The 16,193-nt window shown below is 66.0% G+C and carries 15 protein-coding genes and 1 pseudogene; 10 read left to right on the top strand and 6 right to left on the bottom strand.

From position 1 onward, the window contains the following. Nucleotides 1–10 precede the first annotated feature (10 nt). The 5 genes from BRADO_RS30755 to BRADO_RS30735 all read right to left on the bottom strand — a co-directional run bounded on the left by BRADO_RS30755 (nt 11) and on the right by BRADO_RS30735 (nt 2,627). Nucleotides 11–406, bottom strand: coding sequence for a DUF4149 domain-containing protein (locus BRADO_RS30755; RefSeq protein ID WP_012030100.1), 396 nt, complete (start codon nt 404–406; stop codon nt 11–13). Continuing rightward, entirely contained in the window at nt 403–1,218 is an 816-nt protein-coding gene (locus BRADO_RS30750) for an isoprenylcysteine carboxylmethyltransferase family protein (RefSeq protein WP_012030099.1), read from the bottom strand. The genes BRADO_RS30755 and BRADO_RS30750 overlap by 4 nt, the downstream gene beginning before the upstream one ends. A 103-nt stretch (nt 1,219–1,321) precedes the next feature. Further along, complete coding sequence (locus BRADO_RS30745) at nt 1,322–1,732, bottom strand: flagellar basal body rod protein FlgC (protein ID WP_012030098.1); 411 nt, start codon at nt 1,730–1,732, stop codon at nt 1,322–1,324. 104 nt (nt 1,733–1,836) lie between these two features. Further along, nucleotides 1,837–2,148: a hypothetical protein gene (locus BRADO_RS30740; protein WP_012030097.1), complete on the bottom strand. Its 312-nt coding sequence runs from the start codon at nt 2,146–2,148 to the stop codon at nt 1,837–1,839. Between the two features lie 86 nt (nt 2,149–2,234). Further along, a complete protein-coding gene (locus BRADO_RS30735; protein ID WP_012030096.1) occupies nt 2,235–2,627 on the bottom strand; it encodes a hypothetical protein in 393 nt (130 codons plus the stop codon). Nucleotides 2,628–2,852: 225 nt separating this feature from the next. Here BRADO_RS30735 and BRADO_RS30730 point away from each other — a divergent pair, with 225 nt between their 5' ends. The 10 genes and pseudogenes from BRADO_RS30730 to glgA all read left to right on the top strand — a co-directional run bounded on the left by BRADO_RS30730 (nt 2,853) and on the right by glgA (nt 15,113). Further along, nucleotides 2,853–3,803, top strand: coding sequence for a sugar-binding transcriptional regulator (locus tag BRADO_RS30730; protein WP_012030095.1), 951 nt, complete (start codon nt 2,853–2,855; stop codon nt 3,801–3,803). A 383-nt stretch (nt 3,804–4,186) separates the two neighbouring features. Then, complete coding sequence (locus BRADO_RS30725; RefSeq protein WP_050781114.1) at nt 4,187–5,476, top strand: sugar ABC transporter substrate-binding protein; 1,290 nt, start codon at nt 4,187–4,189, stop codon at nt 5,474–5,476. A gap of 589 nt (nt 5,477–6,065) precedes the next feature. Continuing rightward, entirely contained in the window at nt 6,066–6,938 is an 873-nt protein-coding gene (locus tag BRADO_RS30720; protein ID WP_012030093.1) for a carbohydrate ABC transporter permease, read from the top strand. Nucleotide 6,939: 1 nt separating this feature from the next. Further along, a pseudogene (locus BRADO_RS30715) lies at nt 6,940–7,771 on the top strand (carbohydrate ABC transporter permease). A 14-nt stretch (nt 7,772–7,785) separates the two neighbouring features. Then, nucleotides 7,786–8,793, top strand: coding sequence for an ABC transporter ATP-binding protein (locus BRADO_RS30710; protein ID WP_012030091.1), 1,008 nt, complete (start codon nt 7,786–7,788; stop codon nt 8,791–8,793). A 47-nt stretch (nt 8,794–8,840) separates the two neighbouring features. Beyond that, entirely contained in the window at nt 8,841–9,614 is a 774-nt protein-coding gene (locus tag BRADO_RS30705; RefSeq protein ID WP_012030090.1) for an SDR family NAD(P)-dependent oxidoreductase, read from the top strand. Nucleotides 9,615–9,643: 29 nt separating this feature from the next. Then, nucleotides 9,644–11,281, top strand: coding sequence for an FGGY-family carbohydrate kinase (locus BRADO_RS30700; RefSeq protein WP_012030089.1), 1,638 nt, complete (start codon nt 9,644–9,646; stop codon nt 11,279–11,281). Nucleotides 11,282–11,292: 11 nt separating this feature from the next. After that, the gene (locus BRADO_RS30695; protein ID WP_012030088.1) at nt 11,293–12,240 is read left to right on the top strand and encodes a carbohydrate kinase; all 948 of its coding nucleotides are present in this window, start codon (nt 11,293–11,295) and stop codon (nt 12,238–12,240) included. 144 nt (nt 12,241–12,384) lie between these two features. Beyond that, nucleotides 12,385–13,650 carry a glucose-1-phosphate adenylyltransferase gene (gene glgC / locus BRADO_RS30690; protein WP_012030087.1) on the top strand — a complete coding sequence of 422 codons (1,266 nt, stop codon included), beginning with the start codon at nt 12,385–12,387 and terminating at the stop codon, nt 13,648–13,650. Continuing rightward, nucleotides 13,647–15,113, top strand: a complete 1,467-nt coding sequence (gene glgA, locus BRADO_RS30685) for a glycogen synthase GlgA (RefSeq protein ID WP_012030086.1) — start codon at nt 13,647–13,649, stop codon at nt 15,111–15,113. The genes glgC and glgA overlap by 4 nt, the downstream gene beginning before the upstream one ends. Before the next feature lie 22 nt (nt 15,114–15,135). Here glgA and BRADO_RS30680 read toward each other — a convergent pair whose 3' ends face one another. Next, the gene (locus tag BRADO_RS30680; protein WP_012030085.1) at nt 15,136–16,173 is read right to left on the bottom strand and encodes a zinc-dependent alcohol dehydrogenase family protein; all 1,038 of its coding nucleotides are present in this window, start codon (nt 16,171–16,173) and stop codon (nt 15,136–15,138) included. Nucleotides 16,174–16,193: the final 20 nt, after the last annotated feature.

Here is a 16,193-nt window from a genome sequence, read left to right as displayed (position 1 = left end):
GCCGACGGCGCTACTGCGCGAGGCGCAGCAGCACGGCGGCGCTCAGCACGATATGGATCAGGGTGAGCACGACCGAGGCGCCATGAAGGCGGGCGAAGCGGCGCTTCTCGCCGGCATCCGTGGCGCGGTTGATGGCGGGCATCAGGATCTGCCGTGCCAGTACGGCCGTCAGCGCAACCGCGACCAGGGCTCCGCCGGCGAGCTCATCTCCGGACAGCGCCAGCAGGCCCGCGGCGGCCGCCGCCGCAATCACGAACAGATAGAAATGCGGGAAGGCGCGGCGGATCAGCGTACGCGTCGTGTCGGCCGGCAGCGCGCTGAACAGGAACGGCGCGAAGCCGAACGAGAACAGCGTCATGCCGCCGAACAACAGCGCGGTGATCAAGAGGGCGGCGGCGTTGATCATGGCTTGGGCTCTCCGCGCGCGGGCCAGCGCGGCAGGATGTAAGGCACGCGGGCGCGATAGGTTTCAAAACGCGCGCCATAGAACTGCGTGAAGCGGCGCTCCTTCCAGCGCGGCGCGAACAGGCAATAGGCGGTCAGCACCGAGGCCACGGCAAGCTGGTCCGGTGTCCAGACCGGGACCGTCCACAGCGACAGGGCAAATGACAGATAGATCGGCTGCCGGATCAACGCGAACAGGCCGCTCATCGGCATGTCGGGAAAGCGCGGCGCGCGATCGGCGACCAGCGACAGCCAGCCGAGCGCGCCGGACTGCACCTCCACGCCGGCGTCCCAGCTCGCCTTGATCAGCAGCAGCCAGGTGCTTGCATAGACGAGGCAGAGCCCGACGAAGGCCGCGCCTTGCGCGCGCCACCAGATGATCCCGCTCGGCGTCCACAAGGCGAACAGCGACAGCAGCTGCAGCGAGGCAATGATCGCGTAGTGGGTGGTGGCGAGAGTCGCACCATGCCGTCCCAGTCGCGTCAGCCAGCGGCGGCCGGGTCCGAGCAGCAACGAATGGACCAGCGGAAACTGCAGCAGCAGCGCGGCATTGACGAAAATCGACCACGGCCAGGGCACGCGGCCGAAGCTCTCGCTCATGCCGAAGAACATCGCGCCGATCATCGCCAGCACGGCGAGGGCGAACAGCGCGTGACAGACGAGGCCCGTTGCGACCGCGGTCGTAATGCGTCCCGCGCCAGCGGGCGCGGCGAGCGCCGCGCGCAGCAGCGCCGTCAGGCGGGACAGATGGGTGGTGTCGGCGGAGGTGCTCACAGTGCCGCTACGCCGCCCGCCGTCGCGCGGATTTCAACAGGATATCACGGATGCGTGAGAGGCGAGGACGGAGAGCCGCTCGGGCAATGCAGATCGAGGAAGGTCAGACCTTCATGTCGATCACGATCCGACTCATCTCGTCGCTGGCCTTGAGCACGCGCGCATTGGCGGCGAAGCTGTATTTGGCGACGAGCTGGCTGATCATCTCTTGCGCCAGGTCGACCCGAGGCGCGGCGACGAGGCCTTCCTTGTTGGCGAACGGCGCCGTGGGGTCGTAGCTCGCCGAGGTGCCATTGCCGGCCTTGGCGATCGTCGTCTGCGTGCCGCCGCCCGCGACGTCGCTCTGCACCAGTTCGAGCGGATCATAGGCCTTCGGCGCGCCCGCCGGCACATTGCCGTTCGTATCCGGCAGCGCGCCCGTGCTCCTGGCATTGGCGACGTTCGACGCCGACACTTCGAGGCGGCGCGCGGCCGCGTTCATCCCGGAGACTGCGTTGGAGGCGATGGGGCTCATGGGATGGCAGCTAAGCGCGGAGCCTGCGAAGCAAGCGTCAAGGCCGGCGGGCGATTTCAAGCTAGCGGTGCAAGGTTTTGTTCACCATGCGGCGTTGGGTGACCTCATGGCGATTTGTTCCGCGCGGCTTGCAGCAGCGCCAGCGCAGGAGCGACATCATCAGCCGACGCGATCAGCGCATAGTCGCCGCGAGCCGCGCCTGCGCCGGCGGTGACGACCACCGTTCGTTTCGGGCAAAGGCCGAAGCACGAGGCCATGATGACGCGGGCGCGTTTGCCATTCGGATCGACCGCGTGCCTGGTCTCTCGCTTGATCGCCTTCTTGATGTCCTTGGCGGCATCGCTGCGCTTGAGGCATTTGCGGCAGATGAATACGGGTGCAGGGCGGCGCGGCCGAATGAGGGTGGGGGAAGCCATGCGCCTGAGCTAAGAGGTAGGGCGGGCCGCCGCATCCCTCGGGATCGCGCAGCCGCCGTGCGACAGGCGCGGTTCCGGCGCCGCTTTCAGTCCGCCGCGCCACGGGCCAGCAGCCAGCGCGTGCCGATGCCGATGGCGAGCGCGGGCAGCACGACCATCGCGCCTGCGATGATGGCAAACACCAGCTCCAACGGCCACAGATTGTGCGACGTCGGATCGATGGCGGTGTGCCGCCAGACCGGGACGATGACGATGCTCGGCACAGTGGCGATCATGACCTGCGCGATGCGCCGCGGCCCGGCTGCTTCGGTGACGACGAGGACGTAGGTCAGGAGGCCGAGCAACAGCGCTCCCGGAAGGATTGGAAATTGGCCGTGGTTCAGCTCGGCATAGGACAGCCGCCAATATGGGATGCCGACCGCCAGGACGACGACGACATAACCAAGCGCGAGCGCGATGAGGCCGGTGACGATCTTCATGCTCGGAGGCTGGCATGGTTCGGCTTAAGACCACCTAACCGGTAGAGGTGAGCTATTGCCCGGCGGCCGGGCATATGATCTGCTGAATTGTCATCATCGTCATCGGCTGGGGATGTTGCCGAAGCTCGGTTCCCGCGGCCCGGACGGCCATGTCATAGTGCCGCCGATCCGCGTCGGACAAGGTCCTGCGGGACAGGCATCATCCGAAGGAGACCGCTCGGCGCCATGGCGGGCAGCGACAGCGACAAATCACGGCTCGACGACGCCGCCCGCGCCGGCTGGCTGTATTTCATCGCCGGCCATACCCAGGACGAGATCGCTCGGATGCTGCAGGTCTCGCGCGCCTCGGCGCAGCGGCTGGTGTCGCTGTGCCTTGCCGAGCGGCTGATCACCTTCCGGCTCGAGCACCCGATCGCCTCCTGCATGGCACTGGCCGCACAGTTGAAGGAGCGCTTCGCGCTGGTGCATTGCGAGGTGGTGCCGACCGATCCGGCTGCGCCCACGGGCGCCGCCGGCATTGCCGAGCGCTCCGCCAACCTGCTGGAGACGACGCTGCGCGCCGAGACGCCGGTTATCATCGCGCTGGGCACCGGCCGTGCGGTCCGCGCCGCGGTCGAGCGCGTGTCGCCGATCGACCGGCCCGAGCATCAGATCGTGTCGCTGGTCGGCAACATCCTGGCCGACGGCTCTGCGAGCTTCTTCGACACGGTGGGCCGGCTGGCCGACCGCACCGGCGCCCGGCATTACCCGATGCCGCTGCCGTTTTTGATGGGCAGCGAGGACGAGCGCGACCGCATGGTCAGGCTCGACGCGATCGCCAAGGTGAAGGCGGTCGCCGACAAGGCCGACCTCAAGCTGGTCGGCATCGGCCAGATGGACCAGAAGGCGCAGATGCATATCGACGGCTTCGTCACCCGCGACGAACTCACCGAGATGATGCGGCTGGGCGCCATTGGCGAGATCACCGGCTGGGCCTATGACGCCAAGGGGCGGATCATCGACGCCGGCATCAACCGTCGCCTGACCAGCATTCCGCCCGACGTGCCGGCGCGCGCGATGACCATCGCGGCGGCGCTGGGACCGGCGAAGATCACGGCCATCCGCGCCGCGCTGACCGGGCGGCTGATCAACGGCCTGATCACCGATGAGGCGACCGCGCGCGCCATCCTGGCTTGAGGATGCCTCACTCTCTCTCGTCATTCCGGGGCATTCGCGCCAGCGAATGAGCCCGGAATCGATAACCCCAGGCTAGCGTTTCGAGACGCGATGCCCACGACCAGCGTGCCCCGAACCTCTCCTTGTGGGTATGGGTTCCGGGCTCGCGTTTACGCGCGCCCCGGAACGACTGATCAAGATAGACACGCGATCTTCAGTGGCGCCTTCAATCTCTGAGGGATTTCCTTATGCGTCGCACAACCAGCGGGCGCCGACACCTGCTTGACAAAGTCCAACCGTTGTTGTGAACATCAGCCCAGCCCGTGAGCATATGTTCAAAAGACACGGGGAGGGAGGAGACCGTGAAGACCATCTTCACTCGCACGCACACGCTTGCCGCCCTGATGGGCGCCGCCGCGCTGCTGACCACTATGCCCGCATTGGCCGAGACGACCCTGACCATCGCCACCGTCAACAATGGCGACATGATCCGGATGCAGGGCCTGACGGGCGAATTCACCAAGGCCAATCCCGACATCCAGGTGAAATGGGTGACCCTGGAAGAGAACGTGCTGCGCCAGCGCGTCACCACCGACATCGCCACCAAGGGCGGCCAGTTCGACATCCTCACCATCGGCACCTACGAAGTGCCGATCTGGGCCAAGAAGAACTGGCTGGTGCCGCTCGACAAGCTCGGCGCCGACTACGATGCGAACGACATCCTGCCGAAGATTAAGGACGCGGTGTCCGTCGACGGCAAGCTCTACGCCGCGCCATTCTACGGCGAGAGCTCGATGGTGATGTACCGCACCGATCTGTTCGACAAGGCCGGGCTGAAGATGCCGGAGAGCCCGACCTGGGACTTCGTCATCGACGCCGCCAAGAAGCTGACCGACAAGCAGGCCGGCACGTTCGGCATCTGCCTGCGCGGCAAGGCCGGCTGGGGCGAGAACATGGCGTTCCTGACCGCGATGTCGAACTCGTTCGGCGCGCGCTGGTTCGACGAGAAATGGCAGCCGCAGTTCAACACGCCGGAATGGAAGAAGACGCTGTCGACCTATGTCGACCTGATGAAGGAGGCCGGCCCTCCTGGCGCCAGCTCCAACGGCTTCAACGAGAACCTCGCGCTGTTCAACGCAGGCAAATGCGCGATGTGGATCGACGCCACGGTCGCGGCCTCGTTCGTGACCAATCCGAAGGAGTCCAAGGTCGCCGACAAGGTCGGCTTCGCGCTGGCGCCGAACACCGGCCTCGGCAAGAACGCCAACTGGCTTTGGGCCTGGAATCTCGCGATTCCCGCCGGCTCGAAGAAGACGGACGCAGCCGAGAAGTTCATCGCCTGGGCGACCAGCAAGGACTACACCAAGCTCGTCGCCTCGAAGGAGGGCTGGGCCAATGTGCCGCCGGGCACCCGCACCTCGCTGTACAAGAACGAGGACTATCTGAAGGTCGCGCCGTTCGCGAAGATCACGCTCGCCTCGATCGACGCGGCTGATCCGAGCCATCCGACGGTGAAGCCGGTGCCCTATGTCGGCGTGCAATACGCCGCCATTCCGGAATTCCAGGGCATCGGCACCGCGGTCGGTCAGCAGTTCTCCGCCGCGCTTGCGGGATCGATGACCGTCGATGCGGCGCTGAGCGCGGCGCAGTCCGCCACCGAACGCGAGATGAAGCGCGCCGGCTACATCAAGTAAGCGCGCTACAGTATCAGCTCGTCACGGAACTCCTCCCGAGCTGATCACTGGCGGCCATCCCTCCCCACAAGGGATGGCCGCATTTTCTCTAGGCTTGAACGAAGGACCTGTAGGGTGGGCAAAGCGCAGCGTGCCCACCGCGCCACGGTGGAGGTGACGATGGTGGGCACAGCGCTCCGCGCCTTTGCCCACCCTGCGGACTTCTCGAGCATACAACGAAGCCGGTGCCTATGACTGCGCCCTCTCCCCTTGCGGGAGAGGGCATCACCGGCCAGTCCACATACGCGGTTGGGTGAGGGGTATGCTTCCGCAAGCGGAGCTCGCTGAGAGAGACCCCTCACCCAACCGAGCTTGCCGAACTGTCTTACATGCCCTCTTCCGCAAGGGGAGAGGGCGCAGTCACGGGCATCGCGCTCGTCTCTGGAGCTTCAAGCGCTAAGGTTTGGGTTCAACGATGCTATCGCCAAACCATCAATCGTCATTGCGAGGAGCGAAGCGACGAAGCAATCCAGAGTCCCGCGCACGCCCCTGGATTGCTTCGCTTCGCTCGCAATGACGGCGGTGTTCACCGAGCAATACGGACAGAGCCATGGCCACCCGACAAACTCAACTGCTCGCCCGGGCGCTGATGTCGCCGGCCGTCATGCTGCTGTTCGTGTGGATGATCGTGCCGCTGGCGCTGACAATCTACTTCTCGACGCTGCATTACAGCCTGCTCGATCCAGGCTCCGAGAGCTTCGTCGGCCTGGAGAATTTCGAGTACTTCCTCACCGATCCCGCCTTCCTGGCCTCGCTGCAGAACACTCTGGTCCTCGTTGGCTCCGTTCTGCTGCTCACCATCGGGCTCGGTATTCCCCTCGCCATATTGCTCGACCAGCCCGTCATCGGTCGCAACTTCATCCGGCTCATGGTGATCGCGCCGTTCTTCGTGATGCCGACGGTGAGCGCGCTGGTGTGGAAGAACCTCTTGATGCATCCGGTGTCCGGCCTGTTCGCGTGGATCGCGACCTCGCTGGGCTTCACCCCGATCGACTGGTTCACCGATGCGCCGCTGCTCGCGGTGATCTTCATCGTCGCCTGGCAATGGCTGCCGTTCGCAACGCTCATTCTGCTCACCGCGCTGCAGTCGCTCGACGAGGAGCAGAAGGAGGCCGCCGAGATGGATGGCGCCAGCGCGCTGTCGCGCTTCATCTACCTGACCTTGCCGCATCTGGCGCGGCCGATCACAGTGGTGATCCTGATCGAGACGATCTTCCTGCTCACCGTGTTCGCCGAGATCTTCGTCACCACCGGCGGCGGGCCCGGCTTGCAGACCACCAACATCGCCTTCCTGGTCTATTCGCAGGCGCTGATCCAGTTCGACGTCGGCACCGCCTCGGCCGGCGGCCTGGTCGCGGTGGTCATCGCCAACATCGTCGCCTTCTTCCTGGTCCGCATCGTCGGCCGCAATCTGGAGGCCTGACATGGCGCGCAAGGTCACCGGACGTCACGTCGTGATCTCAACGCTTGGCGCCTGGCTCGCCGGCTTCGTGATCTTCTTCCCGATCCTGTGGATGGTGCTGGCGAGCTTCAAGACCGAGCTGGAGGCGTTCGCGACGCCGCCCTCGTTCCTGTTCTTCCACTGGACCACCGAGAACTACGTCACCGTGCAGGAGCGCAGCGACTATCTGCATCACGCGCTGAACTCGTTGATCGTCGCCGGCGGCTCGACCCTGATCAGCGATGCTGATCGCTATTCCCGCGGCGTGGTCTATGGCGTTCTCGCCGACCAGACGGACCAAGGACATCCTGCTCTGGATGCTCTCGACCAAGATGATGCCGCCGGTCGGCGTGCTCGTGCCGATCTATCTGATCTACAAGAACATGGGCCTGCTCGACACGCGGACCGGGCTGGTCTTCATCCTGTGCCTCGGCAATCTGCCGATCGTGATCTGGATGCTGTTCACCTACTTCAAGGAGATCCCGAAGGACATCCTCGAAGCCGCGCGCATGGACGGCGCCACGATCGGGCGCGAGCTGATCTACGTGCTGACGCCGATGGCGATCCCCGGGCTCGCCTCGACCTTGCTGCTCAATCTGATCCTGGCGTGGAACGAGGCGTTCTGGACCTTGAACCTGTCGACCCTCGAGGCGGCGCCGCTGACCACCTTCATCGCTTCCTATTCGAGTCCGGAAGGGCTGTTCTGGGCGCGGCTGTCGGCGGCCTCCACGCTCGCGATCGCGCCGATCCTGATCATCGGCTGGTTCAGCCAGAAGCAGCTCGTGCGCGGGCTGACCTTCGGCGCAGTGAAGTAACGAAAGGGCTGATCATGGGACGGATCACGCTGGAAGGTGTGCAGAAATCGTTCGGGCCGGTGCACATCATCAAGGGTGCCGATCTCGACATTCCCGACGGCGCCTTCGTGGTGTTCGTCGGCCCGTCCGGCTGCGGCAAGACCACCTTGCTGCGGCTGATCGCGGGGCTGGAGGATGTCTCGGGCGGACGGATCCTGATCGACGGCAACAACGTCGTCGACGTGCCGCCGGCCAAGCGCGGCCTGTCGATGGTGTTCCAGTCCTATGCGCTCTATCCACATATGAGCGTGCGCGGCAACATTGCCTTCGGCCTGAAGATGGCCGGGCTGCCGAAGGCCGAGATCAACCAGAAGGTCGAGGCCGCCGCGGCGACGTTGAACCTCACGCCCTATCTCGACCGCAAGCCGCGCGAGCTGTCCGGCGGCCAGCGCCAGCGTGTCGCGATCGGCCGCGCCATCGTGCGCGAGCCCAAGGCGTTCCTGTTCGACGAGCCGCTGTCCAATCTCGATGCTGCTTTGCGCGTGCAGATGCGGCTCGAGGTGACGCGGCTGCAGAAGCAGCTCGGCACCACCGCGATCTATGTGACGCACGACCAGGTCGAGGCCATGACCATGGCCGACAAGATCGTGGTGCTGAACGCCGGCCGCATCGAGCAGTACGGCTCGCCGATCGAATTGTATCAGCGCCCGGCCAACCTGTTCGTCGCCGGCTTCATCGGCTCGCCGAAGATGAACTTCATCGTCGGCGAGGAAGCCGCGCGGCGCGGCGCCACCACGATCGGCGTGCGGCCGGAGCATATCGGCATCGTCGATGATGGCGGCGATGGCTGGCGCGGCAAGGTGCTGATCGCCGAGCATCTCGGCAGCGACACTTTTCTTTACGTCGACACCGGCGCGCTGGGAACGCTCACGGTGCGCTGCGTCGGCGAGAAGCGGCTCAGCGCCGGCGATGCCGTGACGCTGCGGCCCGAGCCGAACCGCATCTACCGCTTCGACGAGAGCGGCCATTCCATCTTCACATGAGAGGTGACGTCCCCTTCGGGCGTCAACGACAACCACGGACGACGACGATGTATCTGGAAAAATTCAAGCTGAACGGCAAGACGGCGCTGATCACCGGCGGCGCGCAGGGCATCGGCCTTGCCTGTGTCGAGGCGCTGGCGGAGGCGGGCGCGCATGTGGTGATCGCCGATCGCGACGCCAAGGCGGCGGCGGACGCGCAGGTCGCGATGAAGGCTAAGGGCTTCACCACCGAGACCGCGCTGATGGACGTCACCGATTCGGCGCAGGTGACGCAGATCGCCGACGATCTCGTCGCACGGCACGGCAAGGTCGACATCCTCGTCAACAATGCCGGCATCGCCCGCAGCGAGACACCGGCCGAGACGGTCACCGACGAGCACTGGCTCAATGTGCTCGACGTCAATCTCAACGGCACCTTCTGGTGCTGCCGCGCCTTCGGCAAGCATATGCTGGCGGCCAAGAGCGGCACCATCGTCAACATCGGTTCGATGTCGGGCTTCATCGTCAACAAGCCGCAGGAGCAGTCGTTCTACAATGCCTCCAAGGCCGCGGTGCACCATCTGACCAAGTCGCTGGCCGCCGAATGGGGCGCGCGCGGCATCCGCGTCAACGCGGTCGCGCCGACCTATATCGAAACGCCGCTGAATGCCTTCGTGAAGAGCAACCCGCGGATGTACGACGCCTGGATCGGCGGAACCCCGATGGCGCGGATGGGGCAGGTCGAGGAGATCGCCTCCGTCGTGCTGTTCCTGGCTTCGGAGGCGGCAAGTTTGATGACCGGCAGCGTCGTCGTTGTCGATGGCGGCTACACTTGCTGGTAAGCTCGCGTCAAAATTGACGGGAGCGAAACATGGGCCAGGCTTTTATCGGTGTCGATGTCGGCACGTCCAGCACGCGCGCCGGAATTTTCGACGAGAACGGCCGCCTGCTCGCTGCGGCGCGGCACCCGATCCAGACCTGGCATGAGGCCGGGGACGTCGTCGAGCAGTCGTCGGATAATATCTGGCGAGCCTGCTGCGCCGCGGTCAAAGCCGCGCTGTCGGAGGCCGCCATTTCGCCGGAGCTGATCAAGGGGATCGGCTTCGACGCGACCTGTTCGCTGGTGGTGCTCGACCCGCGCGGCGCGCCGGTCACGGTGAGCGGCTCCGGCGACGCGGCGCGCAACGTCATCGTCTGGATGGATCACCGCGCGCTCGCCGAGGCGCGCGACATCAACGCGACCGGAGACGACGTGCTGCGCTATGTCGGCGGCTCGATCTCGCCGGAGATGGAGATGCCGAAGCTGCTCTGGCTGAAGCGACACCTCCGAACGAGCTTCGACGCGGCCGGGCACTTCTTCGATCTCGCCGATTTCCTCACCTGGCGCGCCACCGGCTCATTGGCACGCTCGATGTGCACCGTCACCTGCAAGTGGAATTACCTCGCGCATGAGACGCGCTGGAGCGCGGACTACATCCGCCGCATCGGGCTGGAGGACTTCGTCAGCGAGGACTACGCCCGCATTGGCACCAAGATCGTCGCGCCCGGCACGTCGCTCGGCCACGGGTTGTCGGCGCAGGCGGCGGGTGAGCTTGCTCTTGTGGCAGGAACGCCGGTCGGCGCGGCGCTGATCGATGCCCATGCCGGCGGCATCGGCGCGATCGGCGGCCGCGCGGCTGACAGCGGCGAGGTCGATGTCTGCGATCGGCTCGCCTACATCATGGGGACCTCGGCCTGCATCATGGCGACCACGCGAGCGCCGTCCTTCGTACCCGGCGTGTGGGGTCCGTATTATCAGGGCATGGTTCCTGGGTTCTGGCTCAACGAGGGCGGGCAGTCCGCCGCGGGCGCCGCGATCGATCATCTGCTGCGCTCACATCCGGCCGTGGCCGAGGCGACCGCCGCGGCACGCGCGGAAGGGCTCGATCTGATCAGCTTCCTCGAAAAGCGGATCATGGCGCGAACGCCGAGCGTCGGTGCGGCAGCGCTGCTCGCGCGTGAGGTGCACATCCTACCCGAGTTTCTCGGCAACCGGTCGCCCTATGCCGATCCGGCCTCGCGCGCCGTCATCGCCGGCCTCGATCTCGATGCCGATATCGGTGCGATGGAGCGGCTGTTCGTCGCAGGGCTGTGTGGTCTGGCTTACGGCCTCGCGGACGTGATCGACGCCTTCGCCGCCAATGGCGTCACCAGCCGTACGCTGGTGATGGCGGGCGGTGCATCACGGAGCCCGCTGGTGCGTCAGATCATGGCGGACACAACCGGCCTGACCGTGGCTCTGCCGGGCACCCAGGAGCCGGTGCTGCTCGGCGCAGCCATGCTCGGCGCCGTGGCCAGCGGCGTCTTCCGCTCGATCGGCGAGACGATGGCGTCGATGTCGACGCTCGGCCGTCTCAGCGAGCCGACCGAGCCTGGGGTCGCCGACTTCCATCTCCGCAAGCGCCGCATCCACGGCATGCTACGGACGCTTGATCGCGACAGCCGTTCCGTGATGCATGGGGCCGGGTGAGGAGGCGGATCATGATCCTGAGCTGCGGCGATGCTTTGATCGATTTCGTCCCGGCCAAACTGGCCGACGGACGTGACGTGCTGCGGCCGGTCGTCGGCGGCTCCTGCCTGAACGTCGCGGTCGGCCTGGCGCGGCTCGGCGCGCCGACCGGCTTCATCGGCGGCATCTCGACCGACCTGTTCGGCACCATGATCGCGGCGCATGCGCAAGCCTCGGATGTCGACCTCGGTTACGCCACGCGCAGCCCCGACCAGACCACGCTCGCCTTCGTGCGCCATGTCGGCAGCGAGGCGCAATACGCGTTCTACGATGCCGAGACGGCCGCGCGAAAATGGTCGTTCCGGCCCGGCAGCATCCCCTTTGCCGCCATCGACGCCATTCATGTCGGCTCGACCACGCTCATCCACTATCAGGGTGCCCGTGAGACCCGGGCCATGATCGCGGCCTCCGACGGCGCGGTGACGATCTCGTTCGATCCGAACTGCCGGCCGAACCTCGTGACCGACAAGGCGGCTTACGTCTCCGACATGGACGCGTTTGCGGCGCGCGCCGACCTGATCAAGATGTCGGATGTCGACTTCGACTATCTGCATGGCCACGATGACTATCCCGCACGGGCCGCGGCGCTGCTGGCGCGCGGCACCAGCCTCGTCGTCGTCACCCGCGGCCCGAAGGGCGCGCTCGGCTGGCATGCGCAAGCCGGGGCGGTGGAGGTCGCGGTCCCCAACGTCGATGTGGTCGATACGATCGGCGCCGGCGATACTTTTCAGGCCGGGATGCTGTTCGCCTTGCGCAAGCTCGGACGGATCGGCCGGGACGGGCTCAAGCGCTTGAGCGCAGCCGAGCTGCGCAAGGTGCTGGCCTTCGCCGCCGCGTGTGCCGCGATCACTTGCACGCGCGAGGGAGCCGATCCGCCACGCTGGGCCGAGATGGCCGCAACCTGGGATCGCCTGGGCTGAAGCACCCCATTGCGCTCGTCATTGGGAACTGGTTGGCTGTTTCCCCGTCATATGTGAATACCGGACGGCTGATCGCGATGGCGAGCGGCCCTCGTCCGGGTCACGGAAAACATGGCGCGACAACGAGTTGCAGGGAGGAGAACCATGGCACCCGCCGCAAGGACCGAGCCGCTGTCCCGTCATGCGCTGGCCTTCGTTCTGGCCGGCGGACGCGGCAGCCGCCTGTTGGAGCTGACCGACCGGCGCGCCAAACCCGCCGTCTATTTCGGCGGCAAGTCGCGCATCATCGATTTCGCGCTGTCGAACGCCGTCAATTCCGGCATCCGTCGCATCGCGGTGGCCACGCAGTACAAGGCGCACAGCCTGATCCGCCATCTGCAGATGGGCTGGAACTTCTTCCGCCCCGAGCGCAACGAGAGCTTCGACATCCTGCCGGCCAGCCAGCGCGTCTCCGAGACGATGTGGTACGTCGGAACGGCCGACGCGGTGTACCAGAACATCGACATCATCGAGACCTACAACACCAAATACATCGTCGTGCTGGCCGGCGACCACATCTACAAGATGGATTACGAGCTGATGCTGCAGCAGCATGTCGACCAGCGGGCCGACGTCACCGTCGGCTGCCTGGAGATGCCGCGGGAGGAATCCTCGGGCTTCGGCATCATGCACGTCAACGATGACGACACGATCCGCGACTTTATCGAGAAGCCGGCAGATCCGCCGCCGATGCCGGGCAAGCCCGACAAGTCGCTCGCCAGCATGGGCATCTATGTGTTCGATTCCAAGTTCCTCTATGACGAGCTGAAGCGCGACGCGGCCGATCCGAACTCGAACCATGATTTCGGCCGCGACATCATCCCCTACATTGTCAAGAACGGCCGCGCGGTGGCGCATCAGTTCAGCCGCTCCTGCGTCCGCGCCGCCTCCGATCAGGGCAGCTATTGGCGCGACGTCGGCACGGTCGACGCCTATTGGGCCGCCAATCTCGACCTCACCGACGTGGTGCCCGAGCTCGATCTCTACGATCGCTCCTGGCCGATCTGGACCTATTCCGAGATCACGCCGCCGGCCAAGTTCGTGCACGACACCGACGGCCGCCGCGGCGAGGCGACCTGCTCGCTGGTCTCGGGCGGCTGCATCGTGTCGGGCGCCCAGGTGCAGCGCTCGCTGCTGTTCACCGGGGCGCATCTGCATTCCTATGCCAAGCTGCAGAACGCCGTGCTGCTGCCTTACGTCAACGTCGCACGCCACGCCCGGCTGACCAACGTGGTCGTCGATCGCGGCGTGCAGATTCCGGAAGGGCTCGTCGTCGGCGAGGATCCGGAGTTCGACGCCAAGCGCTTCAGGACGACGGAGAACGGCGTCACCCTGATCACCCAGCCGATGATCGACGGGCTCAATTCATGACGCCATTGCGCGTTCTGTCGGTCGCCTCCGAGGTCTATCCCATCATCAAGACCGGCGGTCTCGCCGACGTCGCCGGTGCGCTGCCCTGGGCGCTGATGGCGGAGGACGTCGAGGTCCGCACCTTGATCCCCGGCTATCCCGCCGTGATGAAGGCGCTGGAGCACGCCAGCGAGATCAGCTCGCTGCCGAACTTCTTCGGCGGCAATGCCCGGCTGCTCGGCGGCAGTCATGGCGCGCTCGACCTGTTCGTGCTCGATGCGCCGCATTTGTATGATCGCGAGGGCAACCCGTATCTCGGTCCGGACGGCAAGGATTGGCCTGACAACCCGTTCCGCTTCGCCGCACTCGCGCGCGCGGCGTCCTATATCGGCCTCGGCGCAGTCGCGAGCTTCGTGCCCGATATCGTCCACGGCCACGACTGGCAGGCCGGACTCATCCCGGCCTATCTGCTCTACAGCCATCGGCCGCATCCCGGCACGGTCATGACCGTGCACAATCTGGCGTTCCAGGGCCGCTTTCCGCGTCACTTCCTGCCGCCGCTCGGCCTGCCGCCGGAATCCTTCTCGATCTACGGGCTCGAATATTACGGCGACATCAGCTTCCTGAAAGCGGGGCTGCAATTCGCCGACAAGATCACGACGGTGTCGCCGACCTATGCGCGCGAGATCCAGAGCGACGAGCACGGCATGGGCCTCGGCGGCCTGCTGCGCCAGCGCTCGTCCGATCTCGTCGGCATCCTCAATGGCATCGATACGACGGTGTGGGATCCTGCCAGCGATTCCGCGATCCCCTCGCATTTCGGCATCGAAAAGCTCGAGGCGCGCGCGCCGAACAAGGCCGCGCTGCAGACGCGCATGGGCCTGCAGGCCTCGCCGGAGACCTTCCTGCTCGGCGTCGTCAGCCGGCTGACCTCGCAGAAGGGACTCGACCTGCTGCTGTCGTGCCTGCCGACCTTGACCAGTGCCGGTATCCAGCTGGCGCTGCTCGGCGACGGCGAGGCCGAGCTGCGTGACGCGTTCCGCGCCGCCGCCGCGCACCATCCCGGACAGATCGGCGTGTTCATCGGCTATGACGAAGATCTCGCGCATCTGATCCAGGCCGGCTGCGACGCGCTGGTCGTGCCGTCGCGGTTCGAGCCGTGCGGGCTGACGCAGCTCTGCGCGCTGCGCTACGGCGCGCTGCCGATCGTCACCGCCGTCGGCGGCCTTGCCGACACCGTGATCGACGAGACCGAGGCCGGCGTGGCCGCGACCGGCTTCAAATGCGGAGCTGTGACAGCCGAGGCGCTCGACCAGACCTTGCGCCGCGCCGCCGCCGCGTTCTACGCCGCCCGCAGCAACGCCTCGAACTGGACCCGCATGCAGCTCAACGCGATGCTGACCGACGTGTCATGGCGGCACCGCGCGGGGCGTTATGCCGAGCTGTACCGCCAGATCGTCGCGCAGCGCCGCCCGGCGGGGTGAGCGCTGCGCGGAGGTCATGGCCCTAGGCCTCGATGAGGACCTTCAGGGCATGCGTTTTCGCGGCCGCGCCGAAGGTTTCATAGGCGTCGAGAATCTGATCCAGCTTGAAGCGGTGAGTGATCAGCCGCTTCGGCTCCAGTTTCTTGGATTGCACCGTCTTGAGCAGCATCGGCGTCGTCACGGTGTCGACCAGCCGCGTGGTGATCGCGATGTTGCGGTCCCACAGCTTCTCCAGATGCAGGTCGGCCTTGACGCCGTGCACGCCGACATTGGCGATGATGCCGCCGGGAGCGATGATGTCCTCGCAGGTCACGAAGGTGGCGGGCACACCGACCGCCTCGATCGCGGTATCCACGCCGCGGCCATTGGTCAGCGCCATCACCTTTTCGACCGCCTTGCCGTCGCTATTGTTGATCACGCTGGTGGCGCCGAAGCGGGCGGCGACCTCGAGACGGTTGTCGTCGAGGTCGATCATGATGATTTCGGCCGGCGAGTAGAACTGCGCGGTCAGTAGCGACGCCAACCCGATCGGGCCGGCGCCGACGATGGCCACGCTGGAGCCCGGCTCGACCTTGCCGTTGAGCACGCCGCATTCGAAGCCGGTCGGCAGGATGTCGCTCAGCATCACCAGCGCCTCCTCCTCGGTGCCGGCGGGCACGTGATACAGGCTGGTGTCGGCATGCGGGGTGCGCACATATTCCGCCTGGGTGCCGTCGATCTTGTGGCCGAGGATCCAGCCGCCGTGGCGGCAATGCGAGTACATGCCGCGCCGGCAATAGTCGCAGGTTCCGCACGCCGAGATGCAGGAGATGATGACGTGGTCGCCCGGCTTGAACGCGCGCACAGCGCTGCCGACCGCGTCGACCACGCCGACCCCCTCGTGACCGAGGATGCGGCCCGGCGTGCAGGTCGGCACGTCGCCTTTCAGGATGTGCAGGTCGGTGCCGCAGATCGTGGTCTTCAGGATTTTGACCACGGCATCGCCGGGTTCGAGGATCGCCGGCTTCGGGCGCTCGTCGAGGGATTTCTGACCGGGACCGTGATAGACCAGGGCTTTCATGACGCTCCTCCGCAAAGTTT

It is taken from the genome of Bradyrhizobium sp. ORS 278 (assembly GCF_000026145.1).
Classification (GTDB): domain Bacteria; phylum Pseudomonadota; class Alphaproteobacteria; order Rhizobiales; family Xanthobacteraceae; genus Bradyrhizobium.
Note: the sequence above shows the minus strand (reverse complement) of the source record. Positions and strands in the feature narration are given on the sequence as shown.

Excerpts from the sequence above, each read along its gene's own strand:
- BRADO_RS30720 (WP_012030093.1), top strand. The coding sequence starts at position 6,066 with ATGGCCACCCGACAAACTCAACTGCTCGCCCGGGCGCTGATGTCGCCG.
- glgC (WP_012030087.1), top strand. The coding sequence starts at position 12,385 with ATGGCACCCGCCGCAAGGACCGAGCCGCTGTCCCGTCATGCGCTGGCC.
- BRADO_RS30735 (WP_012030096.1), bottom strand. The coding sequence starts at position 2,627 with ATGAAGATCGTCACCGGCCTCATCGCGCTCGCGCTTGGTTATGTCGTC.
- BRADO_RS30710 (WP_012030091.1), top strand. The coding sequence starts at position 7,786 with ATGGGACGGATCACGCTGGAAGGTGTGCAGAAATCGTTCGGGCCGGTG.
- BRADO_RS30680 (WP_012030085.1), bottom strand. The coding sequence starts at position 16,173 with ATGAAAGCCCTGGTCTATCACGGTCCCGGTCAGAAATCCCTCGACGAG.
- BRADO_RS30700 (WP_012030089.1), top strand. The coding sequence starts at position 9,644 with ATGGGCCAGGCTTTTATCGGTGTCGATGTCGGCACGTCCAGCACGCGC.
- BRADO_RS30695 (WP_012030088.1), top strand. The coding sequence starts at position 11,293 with ATGATCCTGAGCTGCGGCGATGCTTTGATCGATTTCGTCCCGGCCAAA.
- BRADO_RS30705 (WP_012030090.1), top strand. The coding sequence starts at position 8,841 with ATGTATCTGGAAAAATTCAAGCTGAACGGCAAGACGGCGCTGATCACC.
- BRADO_RS30740 (WP_012030097.1), bottom strand. The coding sequence starts at position 2,148 with ATGGCTTCCCCCACCCTCATTCGGCCGCGCCGCCCTGCACCCGTATTC.
- BRADO_RS30745 (WP_012030098.1), bottom strand. The coding sequence starts at position 1,732 with ATGAGCCCCATCGCCTCCAACGCAGTCTCCGGGATGAACGCGGCCGCG.
- BRADO_RS30725 (WP_050781114.1), top strand. The coding sequence starts at position 4,187 with ATGGGCGCCGCCGCGCTGCTGACCACTATGCCCGCATTGGCCGAGACG.
- glgA (WP_012030086.1), top strand. The coding sequence starts at position 13,647 with ATGACGCCATTGCGCGTTCTGTCGGTCGCCTCCGAGGTCTATCCCATC.
- BRADO_RS30730 (WP_012030095.1), top strand. The coding sequence starts at position 2,853 with ATGGCGGGCAGCGACAGCGACAAATCACGGCTCGACGACGCCGCCCGC.
- BRADO_RS30755 (WP_012030100.1), bottom strand. The coding sequence starts at position 406 with ATGATCAACGCCGCCGCCCTCTTGATCACCGCGCTGTTGTTCGGCGGC.